Genomic DNA, 13808 nt, shown 5'->3' on the forward strand with positions numbered 1-13808 from the left:
AAGACCAAGCCGAAAGGGCGAAGCCATGAACACAAGAGCGCAGAAGATTCCGGGGCCTGATCATCCAATCACCGTCAAGCACAATCCGGCCCGGGTGAGAGTGACGCTCGGCGGCAAGGTGATCGCCGACAGCGTCAACTCGCTGACATTGCAGGAGGCATCCTATCCGGCGGTGCACTACATTCCCCGCAAGGATGTCGACATGTCGCTTCTTCAGCGGACGGACTACGAGAGCTATTGCCCCTATAAGGGCGAGGCTTCCTATTTCAGCATCCCGCTTGGCGGCGAGCGATCGAAAAATGCCGTCTGGTCTTACGAGAACCCCTATGAGGCGGTGGCAGGGATCAAGGAGCATGTCGCTTTTTACCCCGATCGTGTGGATTCGATCGAGGAACTTTCGTCTCCTGAACCCGGAAAGTTCTGAAGCGGAGAGGGCAACAGAGAAAAATCTCGGTGCCATGTCGGATTTGCGGTTGTTCGACCGTCCTTGGATTGTTCAGCTCTAAAGGAAGACGACCATGTCCTATGTCGATGGATTCATTGTTGCCGTACCCAAGGCCAATCTGGAACGATACAAGAAGATAGCGCGCGTTGCCGGCGACGTCTGGAAGGAACATGGCGCGCTGACCTATGTGGAATGCGTGGGCGATGACGTGCCTTATGGCGAACTCACATCATTTCCGCGCGCGGTGCAGGCGAAGGAGGACGAGATCGTCATCTTTTCCTGGATCACCTACGAAAGCCGCGCCCGTCGTGACGAGATCAACAAGAAGGTGATGGCCGATCCGCGGCTTGCCGGAGACGACTGGAAAGAAGTCTTCGACGGCAAACGGATGATTTACGGTGGCTTCCAGAGCTTTCTGTCGATCTAGCCCAGCTTGGTGCTAAAGGTGCCGGCATCCGCCGGTACCTGATGAAAGGAAGCCCCATGCCCCAGACCGTGATCTCGATTTCCACGAGAGGCCAGGGGCTCTATGAATTCACCCAGCCGGTACAGGATTTCGTGCGTGGCCAAGGGGTGGGCGAGGGGCTGCTGACCGTCTTCGTGCGCCACACGTCCTGCTCCCTGATCATCCAGGAAAATGCCGATCCGGACGTGCGCCGCGATCTCAAGGCATTCTTCTCGCGCCTCGTGCCACCGGCGAACGATCCCGAAATGCGCTGGGTGAAGCACACGACCGAAGGCCCGGACGACATGCCCGCGCATATCAAGGCGGCGCTCACTGCCGTTTCGCTCGGCATTCCCGTTCATGACGGGCGGCTGATGCTCGGTACATGGCAGGGCATCTATCTCTTCGAGCATCGAGACTATCCGCATACCCGCCAGGTGGTACTGCATCTCTCCGCATGAAAAGCAGATGAATGATGTCTGAATGCCGGATTCGGACCTCGTTCAGGTGCGAGGATCTAGGGTTACGCCCATCGCCCGCAACGGCGAGAGAAACAACCTCGGGCCAGGGGCTACCGCCCGGATTTCGGAGAGAAACACCCATGACCAGCATGATCGTCAAAGCCGGTATAGCCGCTCTCGTCGCGCTCACTGGCCTTTCCGCAACTGCATCGACTGCCGCTGCCGGCGGCCCGGAATTCGGCATTCACGTGCAGTATCATGACCGCGACCGCGATCGTCATTGGCGGCCGGACCACCGGCCGCGTGGCTGCGCACCCTGGCTTGCCGAGCGGAAGGCCGATCGCATGGGCCTGCGCCGCACCCGTGTCGTTGACGTCTCGCGCCGCACCGTCTCCGTCGTCGGTTTCGGACGACGCGGCCCCGATCGCGTGGTTTTCGCCAACGTGCGCGGCTGCCCCCTGATCCGCCGTTAGGAAGGGTAACGGATCCTTCCGTCTCCATCGCCCGGTGGCGGAGGAAAGCGCCCGCCGGTCTCATCGACCGGCGGGGGCGTCTGTTTTTGATCTCACTGCTCGAGGGCGAAGGTGACGTTGACGGTCACGGTATAGGTGTTTTCGCCAGTTGCGACCGGTACGGCTTCGGCTGCCATGTCCTTCGCCATCGCCATACGCATCATCGGCTGCGGCATCGGGCGGGCAGCATTCTCGCTGATTTCCAGGACACGTCCAAGCTTGACGCCTGCTGCTTCCGTCAGCGTCCTCGCCTTGGCGAGCGCCTTTGCGACGGCTGCCTTGCGTGCTTCGGTCATGGCCTCTTCAGGGTCGTCGTTCGTAAAGACGATCTGGCCGCCCTGATTGACGCCAAGCTTGACGGAGCGGTCGATGAGGGCGCCAAGCTTATCGAGGTCGCGGACCTTCAGCGTCAGCGTGTTGGCGACCTCGTAGCCGACGACCTCCGGTGGATCAACGACGCCGTTCTTCGGCTCGGAATGGCGGTATTGGGGGTAGATTGAAAAGTTGCTCGTCTGGATATCGCGATCGGCGACGCCATCGGCCTTGATTGCAGTGAGGACTTCTTTCATGGCTGCGCTGTTGGCCGAAAGTGCGGCTTCGGCCGTTTGCCCGTTGCGCACGACGGAAAGTGTCAAGACCGCCATGTCAGGCGCGATCGAAGCTTCGCCTTCGCCCGAGATGCTGATAACCGGGTCGCGGGGGCGGAACTCCTGCGCCGACGCCTGGCCGGCTGCGGCGGTAACTGCGCCTGCCAAAAGGGTTGCCAGGACGAGACGCGACGACGAAAGCGCAAGGCGCATGGTATTCTCCCCGATCTGTTTGAGCGGCAAGGGATGTCGGTCCGCGAGCCTGCTACGATGATATCCTACCTTTAGCGCGCCTTGTCGAACCGGAATCGATTCTGCACATTCGCGCCTCGGCAGGTCTACGTGCCGGTTGATTGTGAAGCTATTGCGGCAACGACTTGTGGCCGTTGATGATTTGCGGTAGAGCGACCCCTGAGGAGAGGCGAGCCATTGCGCCTTACCTTTGCCTTACGGCGGGCCTGTAGCTCAATGGTTAGAGCCGGCGGCTCATAACCGCTTGGTTGGGGGTTCGAGTCCCTCCGGGCCCACCATTTCCAGTTCGTAGTAGACGTGATTTTTTCGTCAGGCTGTTTGCACCGCCGTCTATTGATTCTTCTCAAAAAAAATTGAATGCCTTGTCTTCAGCGGCTTTTTATGCCGCCTGCAGCCGACCTTTTCGTCGAGTTTATGCCGCGGCTTTTTGTTGAGGATTACCTGTCAGCGAGCGCTGGGGGAGCCGCATACGATCGGGTTGGTTTCCAGACCGTATGATGATTGCGGCAGTGCTCAATATCTCCGCTGACATCGATATAATATAGTAAAATAACAGAATACTTTGACAGATTGAGCCTAATTTTCGGCCTTCAAGGCGGGATCATCGAAAGCGTGATATGTTGAAACCCCAATTAGCGTTTCCTATACCAGGCGTCAAATCGCGACCATTCGCGATAGACGCGCTCATACCCCCTGGGCAACATGATTTCGTCAAGTCTTCTGTTGGAATCGGTGTTATTATGTTCCATGCAAAATAAACTGACCTCATACCGGTTGAAATCGAAGGTCGATAAAATATCCGGCTCGTTTCCTTCGGTGTCGATGCTGATGAAGTCGATCATTTTTGGCGCATTGTAAGTATCAAGCAGATCATTGAGGCTGATCGTAGTTTGCACGATCTCCACGCTTTCCTTGCTTCGCGCCTCGGCGTGCAGGTCCTTATCGGCGAGTTCAGCCATGCACGACAGCGCCGGTGCGGCCGCCACAAACCGCATCTTTACGCTACGCCCGGTGACAGCATCAACAGGAGACGTACAAAGCGGATTCGATCTGATCTCCCGGATAGAGTGACTGAGCAGCGGGTTCGGCTCAGCCAAAATACCGCTCCAACCATATTCTCTTTCCAGCATAAATGTGTTGCTGAAGTGCTGGCCATCATAAGCGCCGATCTCGACGAAAAATCCGTTGCGCTTGCCTTTGAGTTCGTCAATCACCCAACGATCTTGTTGGATCTGAGAGAAACTGTGCTCATTCCAGAAATGAGGGCGCTCAATATGAGCGCGCTTCTTCAGGCCTAGCCACGTACGAATTCCCACGTCTTCACCTTCCAGCTTGGAGTTTCCAACCGCTACCTTATGCGCGATGTGAGCGCAACAGGGGCATACACCAACCAATCGGATGAGAAGATGGACAGGTGGAGAGGTGATGAATGTGGCGGCCTATAACGGTTTCCGGCGGACCCGCGCCAGCATCGGCGCGTATTCAAGAACGAACAGGCCGAACGAGATCAACCAGGCCAGGCCGGCCAGTGCGTAGACCGTGCTCAGGTGTTCCGGGAAAAACGCAGCACTCGGTCTCAAAAGCGCGCTTAGCACGATTGCTCCGTAGGATGCGATGGTCGTCCGCGAGGCCGTCAATACCCGCCCGGTATGGCCCCGGCTCGCCCTGGTCATGACGGCCAGCATCATGGTTGCCACGGTTCCGACGCTCAGCACGTGAATTGCGGAAGTCTCGTCGAAGAGACCGAGGGCGGCGACCGCGATGGCGGCGAACCCCAGCGGCACGAAGAGATAGGCGATGTGAAGGATCGTCACCAGCATTTCCGCGGTCGTCGTCCAGCCCCGCCAGCGTCCAAGCCTTGCCGCATGCATCACAGCGGCAAGCCCTGCGGCTGCTGCGACAACCGGACCATCGCCCAGAACCACCCAACTCGCCAGGGCAGCCACTCCGCACAAGATTGCAGCAGTATCGAAGTGATTGTAGGCGATGGGAAAATCCGTCCGGCCCGTCTTGTTGATCCAGTTGCGGGTGAAACTGGGGATGATTCGCCCGCCCACGACGAGGATCATCGAGACATAGGCCGATAGTGCAAGCTTGATTCCGACGGAAGGGTGCTGTCCGGCCGCTGCGTCGAGATGGAACAGGATGTTTGCAGTGGAGAGTGCCAGCAAACCACCGATAACCTTCAGATCCTTCCATTTCTTCCCGGCGACAACTTCACGCACGCAGATGAAGAGGAGGAGAGGCAGGAAGGCACCATCGGCCAGGATGGCTGCCATAACGCCAACGGTGTCGGCGAGCAGGAAGCCCAACCTGCCGACGACCCAGACGAGAAAGAGAAAGACAAGCGGCCAGCCGGAGACGGGCAGCCTGCCGGTCCAGTTGGGAACCGCCGTCAACAGGAAACCGGCAAGCACGGCGCTTGCATAGCCGAACAGCATCTCATGCGCGTGCCAATGGACAGTGCCATAGGCCGACGCCACCTCGATCACCCCACCCAGGCTTGCTATCCATAAGAACATCGCTGCGACCGCCCAGAGCGCCGCCGAGAGGAAGAACGGCCTGAAGCCATAGGAGAAGATCACGGGGGCGGTCGGCGACAGGCCGCGCGGGATACCTCCGCGGCGAGCTTGCTGGGAGGAAAGATCAGTCATGGCGAAATTCCTTCAATCGATGCCTGATCTATCTCCCACCTTTGTTTTCCGGTCTTTGCGAAGACGCAAGCAAACAAGGGAAAGTTTGTTGCACATCAAAGAAGATACGCAGGACCCATCTTAGCCTCTCTTTCAACAGGACGGCAATCAACCCCGTCCTTTGCTTCAAAGGAGAGGCACCATGACTGACAAATTGCAGATGACCAGACGCTCGATTTTGGCAGGGGCCGCCTTCGTGGGGGCCATGACTCCGATCGTACAGGCTTCTTTCGCCAATGCGGATGAGACCCCGCCGGCCAAGATGAACCCGACCGACCTTTCGGCGCTGCGCCGGGTGAAGGTCGATCTCGTCAAGCCGCCGTTCGTGCACGCCCACACCCAGAAGGCAGATGGCCCGCCGAAGATCGTCGAATTCACCCTGACGATCCAGGAGAAGAAGATGCTGATCGACAAGGAAGGCACGGAGATCAATGCCATGACCTTCGACGGATCGGTTCCGGGGCCGTTGATGGTGGTGCATCAGGGCGACTATGTCGAGCTGACGCTGATCAATCCTGAAACGAACGAACTGCAACACAACATCGACTTCCATTCGGCGACGGGTGCCCTGGGCGGCGGCGCGCTGACCATCGTCAACCCCGGTGAAAAGGCAGTCCTGCGTTTCAAGGCGACCAAGGCCGGCGTCTTCGTCTACCATTGCGCACCTCCCGGAATGGTGCCGTGGCATGTCACATCGGGCATGAACGGCGCGATCATGGTCCTGCCCCGCGAGGGCCTGACCGACGGCCACGGCAAGGAGCTCGTCTACGACAAGGTCTACTACGTCGGCGAACAGGACTTCTACGTCCCGCGCGACGAAGCCGGTAACTTCAAGAAATACGACAGCGCCGGCGAAGCCTTTGAGGATACGCTCAAGGTCATGCGGAGCCTCACGCCGACCCATATCGTCTTCAACGGTGCGGTCGGCGCCCTGACCGGTGAAAATGCTCTGACCGCTGCGGTCGGGGAAAAAGTGCTGATCGTCCATTCGCAGGCCAATCGCGATACCCGCCCGCACCTCATCGGCGGACACGGCGACTATGTCTGGGCAACCGGCAAGTTCAACAATATCCCCGATCGGGATCAGGAAACCTGGTTCATTCCGGGCGGCACGGCCGGTGCGGCGTTCTACACCTTCGAACAGCCCGGCATCTATGCCTATGTCAACCATAACCTGATCGAGGCCTTCGAGCTGGGCGCGGCGGCACACTTCAAGGTCACCGGCGACTGGAACGACGATCTGATGACTTCGGTCGTCGCTCCGACCGGAAGCTGATTTGGACATGCGGGGCAGGGTGGTGCCTGCCCCGCATGTCCCTCAAACAGACGCGCTTCCTCCGGAAGCGAGAGTTTCGCCCGAGGAGGCGAACATGTCATGCACGAACCAAAAGCCAAAAAACTCGCTCTTCCGTACCGCGCTTCCGATCACGCTGATCGCCGTTTTATCCGTGGGTATATTCCAGCAGGCGGGGTTCTTCGAACCATCTCCCCCAACGAGCGCGGACTTTGAGCCGCAAACGGTTGTCGTGCCGCCGCGCGCCTATAAATACAGAAGCGACGGCGAATTCGTGAAGGGTACGGCGCCGGTCGATGCGCCGATGAAGGCCGTGGTTGCTGCTGATAACCTCACCATCACGAAATATCAGGTCACAGCATCGCAATATGCCGCCTGCGTGCTCGATGGCGGCTGTGCCCCAGCCGATGCGCCGCCGGCCACCGGTGTCGAGATCCCCGTGACCGGCGTCAGCTTCGACGATGCAGTGGCCTATGCCCGCTGGTTATCCGACAAGACCGGCGATTACTGGACACTTCCCACCGATGAGCAGCTTGCGCAGGCCGCCGGCAAGCGCTTTCCCGATGATGCACTGGGGCTGGATCCCGACAACAAGAATCCCGCGATCCGCTGGCTCGCCGACTACGAACGCGAGGCGCGGGAAAGATCCAAGCGCGATCCTGTGCCGCGTCCGATCGGCAGTTTCGGGGAAAACGAATTCGGTCTGGCCGATTTCGGCGGGAATGTTTGGGAGTGGACATCCACCTGCCACCGACGCGTGCATCTCTACAAAAACGGGTCGGTCCGCGCCTCGGAGGCGATATGCGGCGTGTATGTCACGGTCGCCGGCCATCGTTCACCGGTGAGTTCCTTCATCCGCGATCCGAAAGGCGGGGGATGTTCGGTCGGAACTCCGCCCGACAATCTCGGCTTCCGTCTTGTCAAATCGACTCGGTGGTATGCGCCTTTGCTGCGGAAGCTGCGCGATACAGGTTGGATCGCCTGAATGCGCATGCGCGGCAATGCCGTGCCTTCGATCTCGCCCTGGGTTGTGCTAAGGTCGCTCCGAAACGAGTGGTCCGATTCCGATATTTGCATCCAGATGCCGCGGCTCCTGAGCAAATGTCGGAAACAAAGGTCCGCTACAGGAGCGCACGCCGTTGAAGATCGACAAAAGCCTCGTCCGAACCTTCCCCCTATTCGAGAAGATGGAGGATGCCGACACGGAAGCCCTTCTGGCTCATGCGGTCCCCCGCAGGGTGCCGGCCGGTGAAGCCGTCTTCGAACAGGGAGCGGCTGCGATGCATTTCTATCTTCTTCTGCACGGTCGGCTGAAAGTCACGCAGGTCACCGAGGACGGCCAGCAGATCATCGTTCGCGTCGTCCATCCCGGCGACCTTTTCGGCTTTGCCAAAGCGCTTCTGCGCACCGATTATCCAGGTACTGCGACCGCCGTCGCCGAAAGTATTGCGCTTTCCTGGCCCACGGAGCTATGGCCCCAGTTCGTCGATCGGAATCCGCGCCTTGCCGTCACTGCGATGCAGACGATCGGGCAGCGCCTGGAGGAGGCCCATGCCCGCATTCGGGAGATATCCACCCAGGAGGTCGAACGGCGGGTGGCCCATGCAGTTCTGAGGCTCGTCAAGCAGGCAGGCAGGAAGGAAGGGGGCGCCGTGCGCATCGACTTTCCCATCTCCCGGCAGGATATCGCCGAGATGACGGGCACCACGCTCCACACCGTATCCCGGATCATGAGTGCATGGGAGGCGAAGGGCCTTGTCGAAGGCGGACGCCAGAAGCTTCTGGTAAAGGATGCCGAGGGTTTGCTCGCACTGGCAGAAAGCGCCAAAGAATAGGGGGAGGGAGTCGGTATGAAATTTGCGGTGCGTCAAAGAACGCTTCCGTCTACGCGATAGAGTGGCTCCAACAGAGGCACGAGGCCTCTCGAAAGGAGCAAGACAATGAAGAATATTTTAGTTTCTCTGATCGGTGCGACGATCATCGCCGCAGGGTGCGGAACCCTCGCTTCCGCCGCCGATTTTGAGGTCCACATGCTCAACAAGGGCAAGGACGGCGTGATGGTGTTCGAGCCAAGCTCGCTGAAGATTGCCAAGGGCGATACCGTGACTTTCGTCCCGACGGACAAATCCCATAATGCCGAGACCATCAATGGTCTCATTCCGGATGGTGCAACGCCCTTCAAGGGCAAGATGAACGAGAGTGTCAAAGTCACCTTCGATGTCGAAGGCGCCTATGCCGTTAAATGCTCCCCGCATGTCGGCATGGGAATGATCGGTCTGATCGTCGTGGGCGACACACCGGCCAATCTCGATGCGATCAAGGCGGCCAAGCTGCCGAAAAAGGCACGTGAGCGTCTGGACGCGGACATCGCTGCAGCTGGTGTGTAAGCCGGCAGCGTACCGACGGCGGCTGCGCTCTCCTCCTCAGCCGTCGTCGGTGAAAGCTTACGGTGCGTGCGTAAAATGTCCGGGCCTGTCGGATACGCAGTCGGTAAGCTGAACCCGCTTCACAGGCAATCAGGCGGGCTCATCTCATGCCTGCGAGCGAATTTTTCGGAGTGCTTGGGTCGAACCCTGCATGCGTTCATCAAGCATCCGCTTTCCGACCGGCATGGCTATGCTCTGGCGGTCATGGCGGTGTCCATAGACTTTGCTCTACGCCCTGCATTACAGGGTATCCACCGGTGCGGATGAGATCGTCGTTCAGATTGACGATACGGGACTGGGAATTTCAGATGAAATCGCCTCGCAACTCTTCAGTCCTTTCGTCACGACCAAGGCAGGAGGGATGGGAATAGGCCTGTCGATATCCAAGAGGATCATCGAGGCGGATGGTGGCGAGATATCGGTTGCGAGAAACGCCGCCGGAGGAGCAAGCTTCCGGTTCACTCTTCCCATGCTTGCCGGCGAATATCATGATACGGACGGATGAAACACGATGTCCGTGCGTCGGGCTCGGGAGCGTCATGGCGCCATCATCGAAGGATTCCACGGAGGATCATAGGTCAACTCCACGTCGACGTTCGTCACGCCGATGACCGATCCGGCGCAAGCGCGGACGGCATCGGCCAAAAAGGCGGAAGCTGGGCAGCCTTTTGTCGTGGTGGTCATCATGATGTGAACATCGCCGGCAAGGCCTGCCTCAATCAGGTAGATCAGGCCCATTTCGACGATACCACGCCCAATCTCCGGATCGATGACCGATGAGAGCTGTTGCCTGATCCGCTCGATCACCTCCGCCTGCTGAAATGCCTCACGCATTGGTCGCTCCAGTGCCTATGCGGATCATGATCCGGTAGGCGCTGCCGTCCCGATCGAAATTGCCCACCCATTGGTGGCCCCGGCGCGTAAGCTCCGGAAACAAGAAGACCGGCTCCCGTGAGAGCACGGCGAAGATGACTTCACCCGGGTTCAGCGCTTCGGCCTCCGAGAGAATCCGCTGCATCGGCTCGGGAGGATCGAGATCGGACAGATCCAGATCAACGGAGGGTTCCGCCCAGAGTTCCGGCGAGACCGCGTTCTCGGAGATTGCCACCTCTTCTTCCATGCGCGGGACGAAGCGGACCTCGAAATCTCCGTTGTCGAGCTCGACAACTTCATGGTCGAAACCCTTGCTGTCCATAACACGAAAGAGCGGCTGTGGTCTGAACGGGGCAAATAGCCTGAGGCCTTGACCCGGATGCAATGCGCCGACGGCGCGCATGATTTCTTCGAACGGCTCGCCGCCGTTCTGCAGGATCGATCTCACATCGAGTTCTTGGAATTCCTGGGGCATTATGACCTCCCGTTGAAGCTTGGTAAAAACAGCCGAGATAGGGCGTTACCCGTCGGCAGTTTGGTTGAGGCCGGGACCAAGGTAAGGCGGCGGGCCTGGATGAATTCAAATGCAAGAGCGCAGACGGCCATCAATTGGGCAATTGTAACCCATCTGAATACGTCCGGCACATCATGAATCAAAGCGATGGTCGCTATGGTTGTTGCGCTGAAGTAGAGCAGGAACCATACCGATGCGCGTCGTTCATTCACGAGGTCCTGAACGCGCGGCACGGCGGTCCGGCCGAGGACGGGACCGTAGAACTCCAGCCAGGTCATGAACGCGACGATCTTGTAGAGCTGCCCAAAGCCCAGGCCCGTCAGCCAGCCGAAGGTGAACAGATAGGCAGCCGGGATCGCCATATCCGCCGAGTTGCCGATCACAATCGAGACACCGAAGAGAATGAAGGAAATAACCAGCATGGCGACTGCCACCAGGCTCGAAAGCACGTTCAGTTCCGCGGACTTTCGCTTCCGTTTCTTGAAAATGGAATAGATATCTATCGCGTAGAGCAGGATAGCTATTCCTCCGATCGCCATGGCCACATCGGACGGCGACTTTCCACCCGCTCCGGCTCCCACGACGACGATATCATACATCACCGCCGCAAGAGCCGCGACCATCAACCAGGCGGCCGCGCGACTTGTGTTGCGGACCTTCTCGGGCGACAGCAGGAACATCGCCAGGAGACGGTAGCTGACCCCGACAGCGGTGACGGTCATCCAGCCCATGAGGCCAAGATAGGCGTGGGCCGGTGGGGCTTTCAGCACCAGCCGGACGAGATATGGATTATCGGACAAGCCCGAAAGCGGAAGGGTGAAGAGCAATCCCATAACAGCGACGCCGATCAGCGGCGCGCAGCCAAGCGCGACGAACTTTGCCGGCAGGGAGAGCGGTCGGTTTGTGACGAGCGTGCCGATCACCATCCAGCAGAGGCTTGCGAAAGCAAACGTCAGAAGGACACCTCCAAGCGGGAGCGTCCATGCCCGGAAGGGTAGGATGTCGGCCAGCCCGAGAAATCCGGTCAGCAGCAGAAGAAGCCCGCCGATGGTCAAAAGCAAGGTGGGCAGGGCGAGTTGGGGCGACTGCAATTGCCGGGAGGCAAGCACCGGCACGAATTGAAGCAGCGATCCGGCAAACAGGAGACCAAGCCAGCCAATCGCGATGAGATGAATAATCACCAGTGATTCCGGAGCCTCGATAGGGACTGACGGATAACCGAAGCCCGAGGCGGTCAAGGCCAGCCCGGCGACCAGACAGATCAATGCCGCTGCGAAATAAGACATCGTCCAGCGGGAAATGGTGGCGCCGGGCATGGCTTTGATCTCTCAATGACCACAGCAGCAGTCGCAGCCGGAGCCTTTGGCTCTTTGAATCTCGACGCGCCAAACATCCGGCCCCTGTTCAAGGTATTGCCAGTCGAATTGTTCCGGATACCGGCTCTCGATCTGATAATGCAAAGGCCGCGGGTCATGGTCGCTCATGACGTGCATGATGCCGCCAGGGGCGAGCGAGGTGAGCACGCCGAAGATTTTCGGGTGGCGTTCGGCAGGGGCGAGCGTCCTGACGTCGACGGAGGGTATCTCAATATCCGACACTGGGTTGTCCTTGGCCTTTCAAAACTGTCGCGGCGGCGTGGCCGATCCCGGCCGCGTTCAAGATTTAGCAGCGGCGCGGACAGGGAAATTTGTGGCGGGACAAACATTTTACAAAAATCGAAAAGAGCCTTGATTTCGCACAAAGAGCGAGCGGCACCGGTCCGGTAAACGCTTCCACGAATGACTTGGAAAGGTGCCAGACATGTCAGAAGCGATCATTGAAAAATATGGCGATGCGCGACTTCCGCGTTATACGAGCTATCCGACGGCTCCCAACTTCACTGCGGATTTCGACGCCGTTGCCTATCCTTCCTGGCTCAAGGCGTTGCCCGAAAGACAGTCTACGTCGCTCTACATCCACATCCCTTTCTGTCGGTCCATGTGCTGGTATTGCGGCTGTCATACGACGATCACCGAACGCGACAGGCCAATTCTCGACTATATCGAGACATTGCACCGGGAGATCGAACTTCTGGGATCCGCCAGAAACGGCAGCTTCAGTGTCGGGGAAATTCACTTTGGCGGCGGCACGCCTACCATTATCAAGCCGGACGAGTTCATCGCGCTGATGGATGCGTTTCGCGACCGACTTGGTTTTGCAGATGCGGTCAATGCCGCCGTCGAAATCGATCCGCGAACCTTGACCGGTGAAATGGCGGTGGCGCTCGGAGAGTCCGGCGTCACCCGCGCGAGTCTTGGCGTGCAGAGTTTCGATCCGAAGGTCCAGAAGGCGATCAATCGTATTCAAAGCGTGGAAACGACGATGGCGACGGTGGAGCACCTTCGGCACAACGGCATCAATGCCATCAATTTCGACCTCATCTATGGTCTTCCCCATCAGACGGTCGAATCCTGCGTCAGTACCGTCGAGGCAGCCATCCGCATGCGGCCGGATCGTCTTGCCGTTTTCGGATATGCACATATTCCAAGCTTCAAGAAGCATCAGCGTCTGATCGATGAGGCGACACTTCCCGACGTCCGGGAGCGAGCATTGCAGGCGGAAGCGATTGCCGAGGCTCTGGTGGCGGCGGGATATGTCCGGATCGGCCTCGACCATTTCGCGCTGCCGGGCGACGACCTCGCGCTGGCGCAGACCGAGGGCCGGCTGCACAGGAACTTCCAGGGGTATACGACAGACGCCTGCGAGGCCCTGATAGGATTGGGAGCGTCTTCGATCGGCAAGCTGCCCCAGGGATATATTCAGAACGAGGTGCCGCCGGGCCTTTACGCAACCCGCGTGTCAAAGGGTGAACTGCCCGTCGCCAAGGGTTACCACCTCACGCCGGAGGACCGACTGCGCGGTGAGATCATCGAAAGGCTGATGTGTGACTTTGCGGTGGATGTGGCCGCGCTCGCGACGGCGCATGGCTTTGACGCGGATCTCCTCTTAAGCGGCAACGATCGGCTCGACGAACTGCAGCGAGACGGTTTGATCGAGCGTGAAGGTGGATTTGTCAGGGTTTCGGAAGAGCACCGTTTCATCGTGCGGGCCGCAGCCTCCGCATTCGATGCCTATCTGAATAAGAGCGGTCGGTCGTTCAGCAAGGCGGCCTGAACTGCCTTCTTGTCGAGGCGCCATAGGCTGTCCCCTTGCTCGCTTGCAAAGTTGATGCACGGGATCATCTTAATCGCGGCATTTTACCACTGCATTGTTCGTCCCGTTGCATTGTATCAAGGACGAGCCTGCCATCGACCGACCGGCAGTCAT

16 protein-coding genes, 1 tRNA gene and 1 pseudogene are annotated in these 13808 nt (G+C 58.9%); 11 read left to right on the forward strand and 7 right to left on the reverse strand.

Annotated elements, in window-relative coordinates; genetic code table 11:
- Positions 1 to 25: 25 nt before the first annotated feature.
- The 4 genes from ABK249_RS09835 (at position 26) to ABK249_RS09850 (ending at position 1824) form a co-directional block, all read left to right on the forward strand.
- Complete coding sequence (locus ABK249_RS09835) at positions 26 to 424, forward strand: DUF427 domain-containing protein (protein WP_037147914.1); 399 nt, start codon at positions 26 to 28, stop codon at positions 422 to 424.
- A 94-nt stretch (positions 425 to 518) separates the two neighbouring features.
- Positions 519 to 872, forward strand: a complete 354-nt coding sequence (locus ABK249_RS09840) for a DUF1428 domain-containing protein (RefSeq protein ID WP_037147912.1) — start codon at positions 519 to 521, stop codon at positions 870 to 872.
- 56 nt (positions 873 to 928) lie between these two features.
- Positions 929 to 1351 carry a secondary thiamine-phosphate synthase enzyme YjbQ gene (locus ABK249_RS09845; RefSeq protein WP_348862747.1) on the forward strand — a complete coding sequence of 141 codons (423 nt, stop codon included), beginning with the start codon at positions 929 to 931 and terminating at the stop codon, positions 1349 to 1351.
- Positions 1352 to 1491: 140 nt separating this feature from the next.
- Positions 1492 to 1824 carry a hypothetical protein gene (locus ABK249_RS09850; RefSeq protein ID WP_037147908.1) on the forward strand — a complete coding sequence of 111 codons (333 nt, stop codon included), beginning with the start codon at positions 1492 to 1494 and terminating at the stop codon, positions 1822 to 1824.
- A gap of 92 nt (positions 1825 to 1916) precedes the next feature.
- Here ABK249_RS09850 and ABK249_RS09855 read toward each other — a convergent pair whose 3' ends face one another.
- A complete protein-coding gene (locus tag ABK249_RS09855; protein WP_037147906.1) occupies positions 1917 to 2663 on the reverse strand; it encodes an SIMPL domain-containing protein in 747 nt (248 codons plus the stop codon).
- A 241-nt stretch (positions 2664 to 2904) separates the two neighbouring features.
- On the opposite strand from ABK249_RS09855, the gene ABK249_RS09860 reads away from it, so the two are divergent.
- A tRNA-Ile gene (locus tag ABK249_RS09860) sits at positions 2905 to 2980 on the forward strand.
- Between the two features lie 354 nt (positions 2981 to 3334).
- Here ABK249_RS09860 and ABK249_RS09865 read toward each other — a convergent pair.
- Positions 3335 to 4018 carry an FkbM family methyltransferase gene (locus ABK249_RS09865; RefSeq protein ID WP_348862750.1) on the reverse strand — a complete coding sequence of 228 codons (684 nt, stop codon included), beginning with the start codon at positions 4016 to 4018 and terminating at the stop codon, positions 3335 to 3337.
- A gap of 123 nt (positions 4019 to 4141) precedes the next feature.
- Positions 4142 to 5356: an NnrS family protein gene (locus tag ABK249_RS09870; protein WP_348862751.1), complete on the reverse strand. Its 1215-nt coding sequence runs from the start codon at positions 5354 to 5356 to the stop codon at positions 4142 to 4144.
- 181 nt (positions 5357 to 5537) lie between these two features.
- Between ABK249_RS09870 and nirK the strand changes: the two genes are divergently transcribed.
- The 5 genes and pseudogenes from nirK to ABK249_RS09895 form a co-directional block, all read left to right on the forward strand.
- Positions 5538 to 6671, forward strand: coding sequence for a copper-containing nitrite reductase (gene nirK / locus ABK249_RS09875; protein ID WP_227703195.1), 1134 nt, complete (start codon positions 5538 to 5540; stop codon positions 6669 to 6671).
- A gap of 94 nt (positions 6672 to 6765) precedes the next feature.
- Positions 6766 to 7674: an SUMF1/EgtB/PvdO family nonheme iron enzyme gene (locus ABK249_RS09880; protein WP_348862753.1), complete on the forward strand. Its 909-nt coding sequence runs from the start codon at positions 6766 to 6768 to the stop codon at positions 7672 to 7674.
- 154 nt (positions 7675 to 7828) lie between these two features.
- Positions 7829 to 8524 carry a Crp/Fnr family transcriptional regulator gene (locus ABK249_RS09885; protein ID WP_037147826.1) on the forward strand — a complete coding sequence of 232 codons (696 nt, stop codon included), beginning with the start codon at positions 7829 to 7831 and terminating at the stop codon, positions 8522 to 8524.
- A gap of 105 nt (positions 8525 to 8629) precedes the next feature.
- Entirely contained in the window at positions 8630 to 9076 is a 447-nt protein-coding gene (locus tag ABK249_RS09890; RefSeq protein ID WP_037147823.1) for a pseudoazurin, read from the forward strand.
- A gap of 295 nt (positions 9077 to 9371) precedes the next feature.
- A pseudogene (locus ABK249_RS09895) lies at positions 9372 to 9620 on the forward strand (ATP-binding protein); the annotation flags it as partial.
- A gap of 32 nt (positions 9621 to 9652) precedes the next feature.
- On the opposite strand, the gene ABK249_RS09900 reads toward ABK249_RS09895, so the two are convergent.
- The 4 genes from ABK249_RS09900 to ABK249_RS09915 are packed head-to-tail and all read right to left on the reverse strand — an operon-like array spanning position 9653 to position 12100.
- Positions 9653 to 9949 (reverse strand): metal-sulfur cluster assembly factor, encoded by a 297-nt coding sequence (locus ABK249_RS09900; RefSeq protein WP_348862754.1) that lies wholly within the window; start codon positions 9947 to 9949, stop codon positions 9653 to 9655.
- A complete protein-coding gene (locus ABK249_RS09905; RefSeq protein WP_348862755.1) occupies positions 9942 to 10463 on the reverse strand; it encodes a DUF2249 domain-containing protein in 522 nt (173 codons plus the stop codon). Before ABK249_RS09905 ends, ABK249_RS09900 begins: the two co-directional genes overlap by 8 nt.
- Positions 10463 to 11818, reverse strand: a complete 1356-nt coding sequence (locus ABK249_RS09910) for a hypothetical protein (protein ID WP_348862756.1) — start codon at positions 11816 to 11818, stop codon at positions 10463 to 10465. The genes ABK249_RS09905 and ABK249_RS09910 overlap by 1 nt, the downstream gene beginning before the upstream one ends.
- Positions 11819 to 11830: 12 nt before the next feature.
- Positions 11831 to 12100: a DUF2249 domain-containing protein gene (locus tag ABK249_RS09915; protein ID WP_227703190.1), complete on the reverse strand. Its 270-nt coding sequence runs from the start codon at positions 12098 to 12100 to the stop codon at positions 11831 to 11833.
- A 202-nt stretch (positions 12101 to 12302) separates the two neighbouring features.
- Between ABK249_RS09915 and hemN the strand changes: the two genes are divergently transcribed.
- On the forward strand, positions 12303 to 13655 hold the full coding sequence (gene hemN / locus ABK249_RS09920; protein ID WP_348862757.1) for an oxygen-independent coproporphyrinogen III oxidase: 1353 nt from the start codon (positions 12303 to 12305) through the stop codon (positions 13653 to 13655).
- The last annotated feature ends 153 nt before the right edge of the window (positions 13656 to 13808 follow it).

Source organism: Neorhizobium phenanthreniclasticum (assembly GCF_040066075.1).
GTDB classification, from domain to species: domain Bacteria; phylum Pseudomonadota; class Alphaproteobacteria; order Rhizobiales; family Rhizobiaceae; genus Neorhizobium; species Neorhizobium petrolearium.